Origin of the sequence: Actinoplanes couchii (genome assembly GCF_016862075.1) — a bacterium.
Lineage (GTDB): Bacteria > Actinomycetota > Actinomycetes > Mycobacteriales > Micromonosporaceae > Actinoplanes > Actinoplanes couchii.
Genome location: NZ_BOMG01000039.1, coordinates 123,499 through 139,499 on the forward strand (window position 1 = coordinate 123,499; position 16,001 = coordinate 139,499).

General features: G+C 69.8%; 5 protein-coding genes. 4 read left to right on the forward strand and 1 reads right to left on the reverse strand.

What is annotated here, in order from left to right; translation table 11 throughout:
- The first annotated feature begins 36 nt into the window (after positions 1-36).
- Positions 37-759 carry a GntR family transcriptional regulator gene (locus Aco03nite_RS13360; protein ID WP_203795374.1) on the forward strand — a complete coding sequence of 241 codons (723 nt, stop codon included), beginning with the start codon at positions 37-39 and terminating at the stop codon, positions 757-759.
- On the opposite strand, the gene Aco03nite_RS13365 is transcribed toward Aco03nite_RS13360, so the two are convergent.
- The gene (locus Aco03nite_RS13365; RefSeq protein ID WP_203795375.1) at positions 753-12,251 is read right to left on the reverse strand and encodes a non-ribosomal peptide synthetase/type I polyketide synthase; all 11,499 of its coding nucleotides are present in this window, start codon (positions 12,249-12,251) and stop codon (positions 753-755) included. The genes Aco03nite_RS13360 and Aco03nite_RS13365 overlap by 7 nt on opposite strands.
- A gap of 64 nt (positions 12,252-12,315) precedes the next feature.
- On the opposite strand from Aco03nite_RS13365, the gene Aco03nite_RS13370 reads away from it, so the two are divergent.
- The 3 genes from Aco03nite_RS13370 to Aco03nite_RS13380 are packed head-to-tail and all read left to right on the forward strand — an operon-like array spanning position 12,316 to position 15,994.
- Positions 12,316-14,280, forward strand: a complete 1,965-nt coding sequence (locus tag Aco03nite_RS13370; RefSeq protein ID WP_239145121.1) for an ATP-binding protein — start codon at positions 12,316-12,318, stop codon at positions 14,278-14,280.
- Positions 14,281-14,327: 47 nt separating this feature from the next.
- Positions 14,328-15,260, forward strand: coding sequence for an ABC transporter ATP-binding protein (locus Aco03nite_RS13375; RefSeq protein ID WP_203795377.1), 933 nt, complete (start codon positions 14,328-14,330; stop codon positions 15,258-15,260).
- The gene (locus tag Aco03nite_RS13380) at positions 15,257-15,994 is read left to right on the forward strand and encodes an ABC transporter permease (RefSeq protein ID WP_203795378.1); all 738 of its coding nucleotides are present in this window, start codon (positions 15,257-15,259) and stop codon (positions 15,992-15,994) included. The genes Aco03nite_RS13375 and Aco03nite_RS13380 overlap by 4 nt, the downstream gene beginning before the upstream one ends.
- Positions 15,995-16,001: the final 7 nt, after the last annotated feature.

Genomic DNA, 16,001 nt, shown 5'->3' on the forward strand with positions numbered 1-16,001 from the left:
TCTAGACAGGCTGTGCGGACTTGTAGTGTGTGCCTCATGTCCGGGAATCCCGATTTCGCACCGCGCTACTTCCGCATCGAGCAGGAGCTGCGCGCCCTGATCGCCAAGTCCCGGCCGCACGACCCGCTCCCCTCCGAACCCGAGCTCGCCCGCGAGCACAGCGTCAGCCGGATGACCGCGCGCGCCGCCGTCACCCAGCTGGTCAACGACGGTCTCGTCTACCGCGCGCCCGGCCGCGGCACGTTCGTCGCCGTGCCGAGCGGGCCCCGCCGCGCCGACCACCTGATCCGGCTCAGCGAGGAGATCCGCAAGCAGGGCAAACGACCATGGGCCAAGGTGCTGGTCGCCAAACTCCGGCCGGCGACACCGAGCGAGTCGACCCGGCTCCGGCTGCGCAAGAGCGACGTCTACGCCATCCACCGCGTCCGGTTCGCCGACGAGGAACCGATCGCGCTGGAACGGGCCATGTACCCCGGAACCATCGCCGGGCTCCTCGACCACGACCTGTCAAAATCGGTCCACGAGGCGCTCGTCACCCTCGGCCACACTCCCGTCCGCGGCACGTCGACCATCGGCGCCCAGTCCGCCACCGAGGAAGACGCCCGGGAACTCGGCGTGCCGGTCGGCTCGGCGCTACTGGTCGAGGAACGGTTGATCCTCGACCAGAACGAGAGGCCGCTGGAGCTGAGCGAGTCCCGGTACGCCGGAAGCCGCTACCGCCTGGACGTCGCCTTCGGTGTGGAGCCGCTGGTTCAGTAAGCGGTGTCCAGCCGCTGGTTCAGCAGGTGCAGCGGGGCGGCGGCGATCGACGCGGCGTCCAGCGCGGCCCAGTAGGCGGCCGCCCGCCCCGGATCCACCGGCCCGGTCACCAACGGCAGCCCCGGCACCGCCGCATGCAGCAACGACTCCAGCTGACACGAGGCGATCGTGCCCGGTGGCTGCGCACTCACCGCCGGCAGACCCGCCGCCGGGATGCGCCGCGTGGCACCGCAGTCGAGCAACCCCCCACCGACGATGAGTACGTCTTTCCGGTCCCGCATCCGGGCCAGAGCCCGCCCCGTGTCGAAACAGTGCGGAAACGAGTCGTCGACCAGAATGGTGCCCGGTTTCAGCCGCTCCACGTCCAGGGTGTTCGGCCCCCCACTGATGGCGGCGACGATCAGATCCGCCCGGTAGACGGCGTCCACCCCGTCCGTGGCGATCTCCACCGGCATATCCGGCGCTGCCTGCCTCTTCGCCCCCTTTGCCAGCCCTTTGGCGGACCTTTTGGCGGGCCGTTTGGTGGGCCTTTTGGTGGGATTCGCCATCAGCCCTGCCGCCAGGTCCTGCAATCTGGTTCGCGCCGCCGGCAGATCACACAGGATCAGCCCGGCCGGCGGCTGCGGCGCCCGAGCCATCAGCAGACTCAGCGACGAGGCCCCGATGGACCCGACCCCGAGAAACGCAACCACGCATTCCCCAAGGTCACGCCCCCGAGAGGCAAGCGCGGCGAGAGCGGTCCGCACGACGGCGGCAGCGGTCACCGCATGCCCGGTGGTCAGATCAACACCCTCTTGCCGGTACGGGGTGAGCGCCGCCCCGTACCCGGTGAGCGCCGGAATCATCCCCGCCAGCGAAACAGTCCGAGCCCCGAGGGAGGCAGCCAGCCCCACCCCACCAGCGGCGTCCACGGCGAGCCCGTCAAGCCCGAGCTCATCCGCAAACCGAGGAAGTGCCACAAACCCCGACCGCCCCAGCCCCGTCTCCACGGTCTCGAGAAGCCGAGCCTCCCCCGAGGGAAACAGCATCCCCCGAATGTCTTCCCGCCCGAGCCCAGGAAGAACAGCTCGAACCGCCTCCGGAAGCACCGAGGCCAGAGCCCCCAGATGCGCAGGAGAAGGCAGATACCCAACAAGAGCCGCATCCAGCGGCCCACCCCGAGCCCCAGCCCCCTGCACCAGCTCCGCGCCCAGCACCGATCCCGAGACCGCCGCCCGGTCCGCGCCACGCACCCGCTCCGCGCCCATCACCGAGTCCGAGACCAGCTCCTGGCCCGCGCTGCGCTGCCGCTTCGCGTTCACCGCACGGTTTGGGGTCGCGGTCCCGTCCGCGGCCTGGGCTTGGTCCGTGATTGAGGGTCGTTCTCCTTGACCGATTTTTCGGCTTATATAGTTTTTTGTTGCGCGGGCGAGTTGGTCCAGGTTTTTCTGAGGGAGACGGCCGCGCAGCGTCAGGCGCAGGCCCTTCTCGGTCGGGCGGGCTGCGAGCAGCACCTCTGTTCCCGGCGGGACCGCCAGCTCAGCGTCCGAATCGTCCCAGGTCAGGGAAAGGGTTTCCCCCTCTGCGGCGGCGCCGAACTGAAGGTAGGTGAAGAAGTACCGCCATCCCTGTGGCGCGATGAACGACCGGCTCCGCGCTTCGGCCACGGCAGCCGCCACCTCGATCAGCTCTACCTCGCCCCCGCCCGCCGCCGGTCCTAGGCCCGACGTGGCGGGCCACGCCGCTGGTCCTAGGACTGGGGTTGCCGGCCTCGCCGCTGATTCTGGGTTTGGGCTGGTGGGAGCGACCTGGACCGCTACTGCGGTGGCGCATGGGCCGAAGATTCGGGTTATGTCGGGTAGGGAGTGATCTCGGCCGGTCACCGCTACGCCGATCGTTGGGGCTGGGTGGCCGAGGACTGTTGTCAGGGCGTGGTGGTAGGCCGCGAGCACTGGTGCGAACGGCGTCACGCCGGCCTCGGTCGACAGGATCTGCAGTGCCTTGACGTCCTGGTCGGTGATCGTGATACCAGCCGTGGTGATCTCGTCTCCGGTGGCCAAGGGGGCGTAGTCGTGCGGAACCGTTTCCGGGCGGATCGAGTTCAGCAGGGACACGTAGTCCTTGAACGTGGAACGCAGTTCGGGAAGGGACTCTCCGTCGTATACGGCCAGCAGTTCCCGCATCAGCAGCGCGACGCTGTAGCCGTCTCCCACCAGGTGATGTGCGTGGATGATCAGCGCGTGGTCGGACGGGCCGTAACGGAGCAAACGCAAGCGGACCAGCGGCCAGTCCGCCGGGTCGAATCTGTGCTCGCGTTCGGCGGCCAGTTCCTCGTCCAAGGGTCGGGGCGTCGCTACGTGATCGACGATCAGCCGTGCCGCGGTGACCTCGCGCTGGATCGGGGGCCTGGCATTTCGGGGGAAGACGGTTCGCAGCATCGGGTGCCGGTTCACCAGCGTGTCCACCGACTGCTGGAATCGTTCCTGGTCCAGCGGTCCGTGCAGGCGTGGCGCCGCTAGCCAGGTCGACGGGGCGCCGACCGCATCGGCCAGCAGAAAACCACGCTGGGTGAGGCTGACCGGGTACTCCCCATGGACGGCGGCGGAACCGGAGGCGAGGACGGAACCGGAGACAGGGAGGGAACTGGAGGCGAGGACGGCGGCGGGCTCGGCTTCTGCATCCGCGGCGTCGATGGCTGTGGCCAGTTCGGCGAGGGTGCGGGCTCGGTACAGGACTGTCGGTCTCGGGAGTGCGGTTCGGTGCTCCGCCAAGGTTGCGAACAGGTCCAGGACGCCGATCGAGTCACCGCCCAGTGCGAAGAAGTCGTCGTTGCGGGTGACCTCTTCGATGCCCAGCTGCCGCTTCCACAGTTCGGCGAGGAGCTGTTCGGTTTCGGTCATGGGCTGGACCGGTGCGGGCGACGAGGACACGGGTGCGGACAGTTGGAGTCGGTCGATCTTTCCGGCCGGGGTCAAGGGTACGTTCGATAGCAGGTGGATTCGGCTGGGGATCATGTAGCTCGGGAGCAGGGTCTGCAGGTGGGCCCTCAGCGCCGGCGCCTCGATCGTTGTGGACTGCACCCATGCGATCAGACGGCCGGCCTCGACGGCTACCGCGGCTCGTTCGACGGCGGGGTGTTGACGCAGAACCGACTCCACTTCGGCGGGTTCGATACGGTGGCCGTTCAGTTTCACCTGATCGTCGGCTCGGCCCCGGAACCACAGGACGCCGTCGGGGTCACGGTGGCCCAGGTCGCCGCTGCGGTACCAGTGCTCGCCCTCCCGTACGACAAAAGCCCTGGTGGTCTGCTCTTGATCGTCGATGTAACCGGCGGCCAGCCCGACTCCTCCGATGTGGATCTCGCCGTCGGTGGCGGGCTTTCCGTCGGGGCCGATGATCTCGATGGTCGCGCCGCCGACGGGGCGGCCGATCGGCAGGCGGGTGACCTCGTCGGCAGGGCGGGTGTCGATCAAGTGCCAGGTGGCGTTGATCGTGGTCTCGGTCGGGCCGTACAGGTTGGTGATCCGCTGGCCGGGGCCGAGCAGGTCGAACCAGCGGCGCACGTGGGCGGGAGACAGTTCCTCGCCGCCGACGTGCACCCAGCGGAGCCTGGACAGGTCTGCCCTGGTCGTCTCGGCCGCGGTCAGCAGCCGCTCCCACAACGTGGGCACCGAACTCCACACTGTGACACGGTCGCGTTCCAGACGGTGGACGAGGAGTTCCGGATCGCGGACGGTGTCCCGGTCCCAGGCGACCACTGTCGCACCGACGAGCAGCGGGGCCAGGATCTGCCGGACCGAGGCGTCGAAACAGATCGAGGCAGTCTGCGCCAGCCGGTCGCCCTCGCGGTAACCGAACGTGGTGATCGCCCAGTCCAGGTAGTTGGCCAGGGAACTGTGGGTGACGGCGACACCTTTCGGGCGGCCGGTCGAACCCGAGGTGAAGATGACGTACGCCGTATCGTCCGGTGAAAGATCGCGACGTGGAACCGACGGAGTTCGAGCATTCCCGCGAGCACACTCATCCACGTCGACCAGTGGGAATCCGAGTGCCTCAGCCGTGGGGCGGGTCTCGGCGTCGCACAGGACCACTCCCACGCCGGAGCGTTCGAGCTGGCTCACCAGGCGCGCTCGCGGGTGTGCGGCGTCCAGGGGAACCCAGGCCGCGCCGGCTTTGAGAATGCCGACCACCCCGGTGACGGTGTTCGCGCCGGGGCCGGTGAGCAGGCCGACCCGCCGTTCGCCGGGGACAGCGGGAAGGCTGATCCGCCGGTCGTCGGGGGTAGTGAGAAGGCTGATCCGTTGTTCGCCGAGGGCTTGCAGGTGGGCCGCGAGACGGTCCGACCGGGTATCGAGGTCACGGTAGGTCAGCGGCGTGCCATCACTGAGGACAGCGATCCCGTCCGGCGTGCGGCGGCATTGCTCCTGAATTCGCCCAGAAAGTGAACGAACCGATGAAAGCCCAGAGGAAGAACCCACCACCGCAGGCGCGGCGGAGAAGGGACCGGAGGCGACGGCTCTCAGCTCGGTGATGTGGTCGGCTGCCAGGTGGCTGATGGTTTCGGGGGTGAACAGTGTGGACGGGAAGTTCCAGGAGAAGTGCAGCATGCCGTGTGCCTCGAAGCACACCAGGCCCAAGCGGGTCGCCGCCGAGGCCGTGCCCGCGATGGTCGCCCGCACGTTCGCCGCCGTCGTGCCGGCTCCGGGGAATCGGGCGAAACTGAAACTCGCGGGGCTGGCGGTTCGTGGGCCGGCGTCGTCGGCCGCGAGCATCCGGGCCAGGTCGACGGTCGAGACCGAGCCGTGTCTCTCCGCTGCCAGCCAGTGGTCGCGCAGCCGGGCCGCCAACTCGGTGACGGGTTCGTCCGGTCGCACGACGGCCCGCACCGGCAGCGTGTCGGCGAACGGCCCGACCATCCGCTCGACTCCCGGCACCCGCGCGGTCCGGCCGGCTCGGGCCACCGACACCGGCACCTCGCTCTGTCCACTCCATCGGGCCAGGCATCGGGCATAAACTGCCAAAAGCAAATGATAGACCGAGATTTCTGCCGTACGAGCGATCGCGGTCAACCTGCCGGAGGTCTCCACGTCGAGCATTTGCTGGCGTACGGCAAATGGCGCTCGGGGTTCTGCATCTGCCTCTCCGTCGACGGGCAGGGCCAGGCCGGGCCAGTCGGTCAGCGCCCGTCGCCAGTGATCCAGATCGGTCTTCGAGGGTGCGGTCCGGGTCGCCTCGTGGTCTGCGAACGTGGTCGTCGGGGCGGCACCCGGGTCCTCGCCCCGGTAGAGCGCCCACAACTCGTCACCGAGCACCGCGAGACTGAATCCGTCGGCGGCCGCGTGATGCACGACCACGATCAGATCGGTTCCGGCCAATACCGCCCGGATCGGTGCCTCCCGGGTCAGGTCGAACGGGCGGTTCCGGGCCCCGGTGTCGGCCTCGTCCGCCGGAACGTCTGTGGTGGTGAACCAGCCGGGCTGGGTGCTGGGCGGCAGGAAACGCTGGCCGTCTGGGCTGAAACGGACACGGAGCATCGGGTGGCGGCGTTCCAGTTCGGCGAACGCTCGGCGTAGGCGGGCCGGGTCGGCGGGTTCGGTCAGAGTCTGGCGTACGTAGGCGTACGCGGGGATCTCGGGGTAGAGCCGTCCGGTGGTGACGAAGGCGCGTTGCACCGGGCTGAATCCGAACGTTCCCGGGCCGGCGAGGTGGGCCGTCAATTCGGCGATGGTTCGGTGCTCGAAGAAGAGGGTGGTGGAAAGGGGTCGGCCCAGTCTGGTCTCCAGATCCTTGACCAGGTCAACCGCGGTCAGCGAGTCCAGGCCGAGGGCCAGGAACGGTTCGTCCACACCGATCGTGTCCGGTTCCCGTTCCAGCGGCCCGGCCAGCATCTCCCGAACGACGGCGACCAACTCGTCCCGGCTCAAGCCGCCGTCGGCCGAGGTTGGATCGCCCGTCCCGGTCTCCCGGCTTCGTCCGCCTGCGCTCGGCTCGGTGTTCCGGATCTGCTCGTCAGTGGCCGGGCGGGGCTTCTCGATGGTCGGCGGACCCGCCGGGGGTTTGACCAGGACCTGGGGGGCCTCCAGCGCGGCGGCTGACCAGAGGATCTCCGGGAGGCGCTCGATCGGCAGGCCGTCGGTGGTGATCGCGTGGGCCGCGGCCAGGCCCGCACCGGCCAGCGCGGGCAGGTTGACCGCTACGAAACGGTGGCCGGACGCGTGTTGGGCTGCGGCGAAGCTGTCCAGGTAGAGGTTTCCGGCTACGTAGTCACCGACCGCCCCGGCCAGGCCCGGTTGGACGGACGAGACCGAGGACAGGGCGATCACCAGCGGCATCGTTGTGCCGTCGGCGCTGTGGCGGGCCTCCAGTGCCCTGGTCAGCAGCTTCGTTCCGCGGATCTTGGCGGCTACTCCGGCGGTCACCTCGGCCGGGGACTTCGATCGCAGACTGCCGGGGCGGACCGTTCCGGCTGCCTGCACGACCACGTCGAAGCGGCGGGTGGCCACCAGAGCCGCTACCTGATCCGGATCGGTCACGTCGGTGATCGTGTAGTCGGCGATGGCTCCGTGGGACCGCAACTCGGCCAGCAGTTCGGTCGGCTCGGTGGAACGGCCGGCCAGCAGCAACCGGGGCCGTCCACGCCGGGCCAGGTCGCGGGCGATCTCGGTACCGGCCGCACCTGCCCCACCGACGATCAGGTAGCTGCCGACGGGTGGCGGGGTGAACCGCTGGGTGGCGCTCGGGGTCGGAGCGAATTTCCTGGTCAACCTTTGTCCGGCGCGCCAGGCCACGAGTTCGGCCGGGCCGCTGGTCAGTGGTGCCGTGCGTTCGGCGGCGAGGGCTGCGCGGCGCTGCTTTTTCGAATCCGACGAACTCAGGTCGACGATACGCACGGCCGCGCCCCGGTTCTCATCGGCGAACGCCATCGCCAGCCCCGCCCAGACCGCGTGCCGGGGACGGGTCCTGGTGTCATCGGCGGCGTATAGATCCTTGGTGACCAGGAGTAGGCGGCTGTTCCTGGGTACCGCGGTGATCGCTGCGAGAGCGGCCTCGACCCCGCCACCATCGGCGAAGATCACCGTGTCAGCCGCCGCTTCGGTTCCCGCCGGCGCGTTTGTGCTGGTCCACACGGGAAGGTTGAGGGTGGCCGGCTCGGCGCCGGGAGGTGCGAGAACGACCGTCTCGGGAACGGGCGTCGTGATGGCGGCCTCGGGAACGTGAGACGTCGGTGGGTCGGTGATCCAGTGGCGGCGGCGCTCGAACGGATACGTCGGGAGGTCCACTCGGCGGGTTCCGGCGTCCAGGGTGGTGCGGTCCAGGCGTGCGCCTCGTTGCCATAGGTCGCCCGCGGTGGACAACAGTTCCGCGGCGGTGGCCTCCCGTGCTGAAACGCCTACCTGGAGCATCGTGTCGAAGCCTGCCGCTCGCAGACGGTCGACCGCCTCCTCGAACCGATCCGGCTGTCCCTCCGCAACGGGGAGACCGTCGGAGGCTGTCAGCCAATCCCCTGTCCTGGAGCTGACCAACGGGATCCGGTCGGCGCGCGGGGTCGCGTGCACCCGGTTACCCATCGCCAGCATGATCGCCTCGACCGGAGTCAGGTGGCCCGCGGTCACGGCAGCCGCCAGTTCGGAGAGGCCCTGACCAGCGACGGCATCGGGCCGGATCCCGTAGGCGATCAACTGCGCGGACAAGGCCACACCGAAGGCCACCGCAGCCACCTGTCCCTCGACACAACCGGCGGGCAGGCTGGAGTCGGTGAGCAGGGTGGGGTCGGTGCACCAGTCGGTCAGGGTGTGGCCGTTGATCGGGCCGGCCGCTGTCGACATCTCGTCCAGGGTGGATCGGAGGACCGGGGCATTTCGGTAGAGGTCAGCGCCCACACCCGGCCGCAGCGGGCCGTCGCCGAACAGGAACGCCACCCGGGCCGGGCGGTCCACCGGTGGGCCCGGTTTCGCCGCCGCCAACTGTGATGGGAGGTCATTTTCGGTCACCAGCGCCAGCCGGTACGGGCCGTCGTCTCGCGCGGTCGAGGCCGTCGCGCACACGTCCGCCGTTCGTAGGCCCGGATCGGCTCGCAAGCGCTCGGCCAACTCGGCGACGGCGATCCGGAGCGCACCGGCGGATCGGGCCGACAGCGTGAGCAGATGCGGCCCGGGTGAATCACCGGAGGCGATCGGCGCTGCCACCGGTGCCGGTGCCGAAGGTGAAGGCGAGGGTGGTGCCGGTGGCAGTGGCGATGACGTCCGTGGTGGTGGTGCGGACAGGATTACGTGTGCGTTGGTGCCGCCGAACCCGAAACCGTTGATGCCTGCGGTGTGTGGGGCCGGCCAGGGGCGAGTCTCGGTGATCACCTCGAAACCGGCCGCGGCCAGGTCGAATCGGGGCGATGGCTGGTCGTGGTGCAGTGACGGCGGCAACCGGCGATGCCCCAGTGCCAGGATCACCTTCACCAGGGCGGGCAGACCGGCCACATTGAGCAGGTGCCCGATGTTGGTCTTGACCGAGCCCACCATTCGGGTACGGCCGTCAGCAAGCGGCGGGAACGCCTGTGCCAGGGACCGGGCCTCGATCGGGTCGCCGACCGCGGTGCCGGTGCCGTGCGCCTCCACATAGGTGACCTCGGCCGGATCCACCCCGGCATCCCGGTACGCGTCGGTGATCACCTGTTGTTGGAGAAGCGGATTCGGGGCCATCAGGCTCAGCGAACGGCCGTCGTTGTTGACCGCGCTCCCCCGGACCACGGCCAGCACCGGATCGTCGCCGGCGTCGGCCATCCTGGTCAGGACCAGCGCCGCACCGCCCTCCCCCGGGACGAACCCGTCGGCATCCGCCGCGAACGCCCGGCACCGCCCGGTCGGGGACAGCGCCTGTGCCCGGGCCAGCAGGTTCTCGCCGGTGGCGGTCAGGTTCAGGTTGACCCCGCCGACGACGGCGATGTCACAGTCCCCCGCTTCCAGACTGCGGCGGGCCAGATGCAACGCGACCAGCGCCGACGAACAGGCGGTGTCCACCGCGACAGCCGGCCCGTGCAGATCCAGCAGGTGTGCGACCCGCGCGGCCACCAGATTACGAAGCGATCCGGTAAGCGTGTAGGAACCACCCGCAGCTCCCCCCGCCGCGTCCTCCGTTGCCGCGTCCTCCGTTGCCGCGTCTCCCTTTGCCGCGTCTCTCCTCGCCGCGTCTTCCCTTGCCGCGGTGATCAGATCCGGATAACCGCTTTCCCCCACCGCCGCGAAGACACCGATGCGGCGACCATGCCTGCGAGGGCCGGCATATCCGGAACGTTCAAGAGCCTCATGCGCCAGTTCCAGAAAGATCCGGGCATGCGGGTCGAGCAGACGGGCTTCATCGTCCTCGATCCCGAAATATCCGGCATCGAACCTGGCGGGGTCAGCGAGGAAAGCACCGAACCCACCACCGGCCCATCGGGTCACCGCGGCAACGCTGTCCCGCCCCGCCACCAGGTTGTCCCAGAATTCCTCAGGGGTGTCCGCTCCGGGAAAACGGCAGGCCATCCCGATGATCGCCAGCCCATCGCCAAGGCTTTCCGGGCGGGTGACATCGCCGAGGTTTTCGGCTCGGGTCACATAACCGAGGGTCAGGAGGCGGTCGGCGAGGGCAGGCACCGTGGCGCAGTCCTTGAGCATTGCGGGTTGAAGGTCGCGGCCGAGGCGGTCCTCCAGCTCGGCCAACACCTCCAGCGCCTTCAAGGACGACCCACCGATGGCCAGGAACCGGTCGTCCGGACCGATCGTCTCGGCCGAGATCCGCAGAACCCGCGCCCAGGTTTCCCGAACCAGCCGCTCCATCCCGGTCCGCGACATCGGCCCGGCCTCAGTGGCAGCAGCAGCGGCGGGAACTGCGGGTTCAGCAGGGGTTGGGGAGGCAGCAGGGGCTGGGGAGGCAGCAGGGGCAGCGGGAGGGGTGAGACGGTCGCGGAAGGGGTGGCGGCGTAGTTTGCCGCTGGTGGTTCGGGTGAAGGTGCCGGACGGGACCGGCTCCACGGTGACCTCGTCGTAGGCCAGGGCCTCGGCCACCCGGGAACGGATCGCGGCGAGCAACGCGGGCGGGTCGGGGCGGACCGCGGGGCTCGCCACGAAAACGGTGACCCGCTCGTGGCCACCGGCCGGGTCCGGAGCGCCCACCACCACGATCGGCCCGGGGAAAAGGCCCGGGGTCGCGGCCGCCACCTCCTCGATGTCGGCGGCGTGGAAGTTGCGGCCGTTCACGAACAGGACGTCCTTGTCCCGGCCGGTCACACACAACCGGCCGGCCCGGAGGAAGCCCAGGTCACCGGTGCGGAGCCACGGGCCGTCGAAGAGAGCAGCGGTGGCTTCCGGGTTCCGGTGGTAGCCACGGGTGACGTTCGGACCGCGCAGCTGAATGTGCCCGACCAGCCCGTCCTCCACCGTCCGGCCGTCGTCGTCGGCGATCCGCACCTCGCACCCGGGCATCGGATAGCCGACGTCCATGAACTCCGCCGACACCACCGAGGACGAGGACAGGACCGCCGAGGACGAGGACGGGACCGCGACTCCGCGGGACAGGGCGGCCCGGCCCAGACGGAGCGGAACCGCCACCTCGCCCATCGGCGGGGAAGTCACCGCCACGGTGGCCTCGGCCAGGCCGTACAGCGGCTGTGTTGCTCCGGGGTTGAGATTTGCCCTGGTCATCCGGGTGGTGAAGGTGTGCCAGACGGACGGCGAGATGGGTTCGGCGCCGACCATCAGCAGGCGGACGCTGCTCAGGTCCAGGGTGTCCAGCACTTCGAGGGGGACGCGGCGGTTGGTCAGGGCCAGCGCGAAGTTGGCCGCCGACAGGACTGTCGCCCGGTGCCGGGCGGCGGTGCGCAGCCAGAACTCGGGGCGTTTCGCGAACGCCATCGGGCTGATCCGGATCTGGCGGCACCGGTGGTACAGCGGGGACAGGTGGGTGCCGATCAGGCCCATGTCGTGGAAGTACGGCATCCACGTCAGGAACACGTCGGCCGAGGTCAGGCGACCGCTCTCGGAGGTCTGCGCCAGGTTGGCCAGCACGTTGGCGTGGGTGAGTTCGACACCTTTGGGGTCACCGGTGCTTCCGGACGAGAACTGCAGGAAGGCGAGGTCGTCCGGACGTACCGCAACCGGGGTGTGCAGCGGCGGCGCGGACCGCAGGTCGCGGGCGGACAGCAGGGTCGCGCCGGGCGTCGCGGTGTCGCCCGCGATGTGCCGGCAGTCGAGGTGGGCGTGGACGGTGGCCAGCCGGTGCGGCTCGGGCGGCAGCGGGACCGGGACGACGCCGGCCACGATCGCGCCCCAGAAGAGGGCCAGGAAGTCGGCGCCGTCGTCGTCGACGATCATCAGGAGGTCGCCGGGGGCGAGGCCGGCCGCGTGCAGGCCGCCGCCGATCCGGAGGGCGTCGGCGTAGAGTTCGGCGTAGCCGACGAAGCGGTCACCGGCCGGATCCACGTGGACGATGCCCTGGCCGGGCGCTCGGGCGGCGGCACGGGACAGGGCATCGGTCAGCGTCATGATCAGGACCCTATCGGCGGCCGCCAAACCTCAGATTCTCCTTCGTACGTCCGAAGGTGGGGACGTGCCGGATCAGATTTTCCTGCTGGCCAACATCGTGATCATGGTGGCTTACGTGGCGATCATGGTCACGATCGTGGTGCCGTTGATACGGGCGCGCCAGCTGGGATCCAACAAGCTGGCCACCGCCACCGCGATGATCTTCTTCAGCTGCGCGGTGGGGCACGGTTTCCACGCGGCGATGGCCTACCGGATGATCACCCTGCCGGACGGGCACCATGGTCAGGAGCTGGGCTGGTCCTGGAGTTCGACGCTGTGGGATCTGTTCACCGCGGGGGTCGGCGTCTACTACTGGAGTCTGCGGCGCAACTACGGCGTGCTGATGCAGACCGGCGCCATGTTCATCGACCCGTGGGGCAAACGGCGGCTGGACGAGGCGGACGCCCGCGAGCAGGCCGCCCAGGAGCTGGCCGCCGCGCACCAGGCCACCCTGGCCGCGGTGGTCGAGGACAGCGCGGACGCGATCATCGGGGTCACCCCGGACGGCATGATCACCGCCTGGAACGGTGGCGCCGAACGGATCTTCGGTTACACCGCGGCGGAGATGCTGGCCGGCCCGGCGACGGTGCTGGCCGACGGTGACGGCGCGGGTCAGCAGTCGGTGATGCTGGCCCGGATCCTGGCCGGTGAGGGCAGTCTGTCGTACGAGGGACGCCGGGTCCGCAAGGACGGCAGCCCGGTCGAGGTCTCGTTCACCGCCACCCCGGTGAAGGACAAGTTCGGCACCATGATCGGCGTCTCGGTGATCGGCCGGGACGTGTCCGCCGCCAAGGAGCAGGCCGAGCGCGAACGGATCGTGCAGGAACGCACCGACCAGGCGAAACGTATGGAGAGCCTGGGCAAACTGGCAGGTGGGGTGGCGCACGACTTCAACAACATCCTGGCGATCATCGCGAACTACACCGAGTTCGTGATCGCCGAGACCAAGGATCAGCCGCACGTGCAGTCGGATCTGGAGCACGTGCAGACCGCCGTGGAACGGGCCGGCAGCCTGACCCGGCAGCTGCTGACCTTCACCCGGGGCGACACCGTGCAGCTGCGCGACGTCGACCTGAACGCGGCGATCGCCGAGGTGCACGCCGTCCTGCACCGGACGATCGGCGAGCACATCACGCTGATCGCGGTGCCCACCGAGGAGCCGCTGACCGTCCACGCCGATCCGGGGCAGATCCATCAGATCCTGCTGAATCTGGCGCTCAACGCCCGGGACGCGATGCCGGACGGCGGCACCCTGGTGCTGGAGGCGGGCCTGGCATGCGTCGACGGCGAGGAACTGAACATGCAACCGCCGCTGCAGCCCGGCAGTTACGCGCGCCTGTCGGTCAGCGACACCGGGGAGGGCATGCCGCCGGAGGTCGTCGCCCGGATCTTCGAGCCTTTTTTCACCACCAAACCCCGAGGTCGCGGTACGGGGTTGGGCCTGGCCACCGTCTACGGCATCGTGGCGGAGGCGGGCGGCAGCGTGAACGTGCACTCCGATCCGGGCATCGGCACCACGTTCCGGATCTATCTGCCGGTCTCCACCACCGCCGCCCCGGTCGCCGCCCCGGTCCAGTCGGCGGAGCCACCGCGCGGGATGGGCCGGATCGTGCTCGTGGTCGAGGACGAGGTGCCGCTGGCCCGGATCGTGGCCCGGATCCTGAACGACGCCGGTTATCTGGCGCTGACCGCGAACAACGGCGCCGAGGCGCTCCGGCTGTTCCGGGCACACGGCTGCGACCTGCTGCTCACCGACGTGATCATGCCGGAGATGACCGGCCCGAAACTGGCCGAGACGGCCCGGGCCGAGCAGCGGGACCTGCCGGTGCTGTTCATGTCCGGGTACAGCAACGGGCTGCTCGGCACCACCCACATCCTGGACGACGAGATCGCGCTCATCGAGAAGCCGTTCACCGGGCGAGACCTGTTGCACAAGGTCGCAGACACCCTCCGACGTGCGGAAATGACATCTGTCACGGTTGATCGATGACCTACGAGTCTGTCCGGGGCAGGGGGCTCCGGAGAACCATCTAAGGCATGAGCACGCAGACGATCGAAGTGGATGGCCTTCGCCAGCGGTATGGCGATTTCGAAGCGGTCCGGGGCATCGACTTCACGGTCCCGTCCGGTGGACTGTTCGCCCTGCTCGGCACCAACGGGGCGGGCAAGACCACCACGATGGAGGTGCTGGAGGGGTTCCGGCCGGCCGCCTCGGGCAGTGTCCGGTTGCTCGGCGCCGACCCGTACCGCGACCGTAAAGCCCTGCGCCCCCGTGTCGGGATCATGCTGCAGGAGAGCGGCCTGATCGGGGACCTGACCACCGCCGAGACCGTCGACCTGTGGCGTGACCTGTCCACCGACCCGATCAGCCGGGCCGAGGCGCTGGAGCTGGTGGACCTCGGCGACAAGTCCGCGGTGCAGGTCCGGCAGCTGTCCGGCGGGCAGAAACGCCGCCTCGACCTGGCGCTCGCCGTGGTCGGCCGGCCCGAGGTGCTGTTCCTCGACGAGCCCACCACCGGCATGGACCCGGAGGCCCGGCCGGGCACCTGGAAACTGATCCAGGACCTGGTCGCCGGCGGGACGACGGTGCTGCTCACCACCCACTACCTGGAGGAGGCGGAGCGCCTCGCCGACCGGATCGCGATCATGCACCGGGGCGAGATCCGGATCACCGGGAGCGTGCCGGACGTGGTCGCCGGGCACGGTGACCGGCTCGCCTTCCGGGTGCCCGCGCACACCCCGATCGACATGCTCCCGCACCTGGACGGGCGGGCGCCGGAGATCACCGTCGCCGAGGGCCTGCCCACCGCCCGCTGGACGGTGACCGGCGGCGACCCCGACGGCCGCGCCCACCGGTCGGTGGCCGAGCTGCTGACCTGGGCGGCCGGGCACAACGTGACCCTGGACCGGCTGTCGGTCCGGCCGGCCTCCCTCGAAGACGTTTTCCTGAGCATCGTGGAGGACAAGTGAAGACCGATCTGTCGCACGCCTACCGGCTCGCGCGCCTCGACCTCGCGATGATCTTCCGGAACCGGTCGGCGCTGACCAACGCCGTGCTGATGCCGCTCGCGGTCTGCGCGTTCCTGGTCTACACCGCCAAGGACAGCGGTCCGGACCAGGTCGCCTACATCCTGACCGGGCAGATCGCCGCGCTGGTGGTGTTCGCGCCGCTGGTGAACCTGGCCGGGTTCTACACCAGCCGGCGTGAGGAGCTGGTCCTGAAACGGCTGCTCGGCGGGCCCGCGTCGGCGACCGCCATCCTCGGCGGCAGCGCGCTCGGCGCCACCGCCGTCTACCTGCTGCAGGTCGTGGCGGTGGTGGCCGCCGCGGTCGCGCTCGGCGCCGGCCTGCCCGGCAACCCGCTGCTCGTGCTGGCCGTGGTCCTCGGCGGGGCCGCGGTCTTCGCGCTGCTGTCGATGGCGATCTCCGGGCTCAGTTCCAGCGGCGAGCTGGCCCAGCTGGCGACCGTGCCGGTGATGCTGATCCTGTTCGCCCTCTCCCCCGTCATCGTGCCCGCCGGGGCGCTGCCCGAGCGGCTCGAGCAGGTCGCCGGTTATCTGCCGCTGACTCCGGTGGTGGACATGGTCCGGGCCGGGTACGGCGACGCCCTCTCGTGGCAGTCCCCGCTGGTCCTGGCCGTGTGGGCGGTGGCCGCGGCGGTGCTGGCCCGGCGGTTCTTCCGCTGGGATCCCCGGCGCGGCTGAGATTAGG

Coding starts and splice junctions, on each gene's coding strand:
- Aco03nite_RS13360 (WP_203795374.1), top strand. CDS start 37: ATGTCCGGGAATCCCGATTTCGCACCGCGCTACTTCCGCATCGAGCAG.
- Aco03nite_RS13365 (WP_203795375.1), bottom strand. CDS start 12,251: ATGACGCTGACCGATGCCCTGTCCCGTGCCGCCGCCCGAGCGCCCGGC.
- Aco03nite_RS13375 (WP_203795377.1), top strand. CDS start 14,328: ATGAGCACGCAGACGATCGAAGTGGATGGCCTTCGCCAGCGGTATGGC.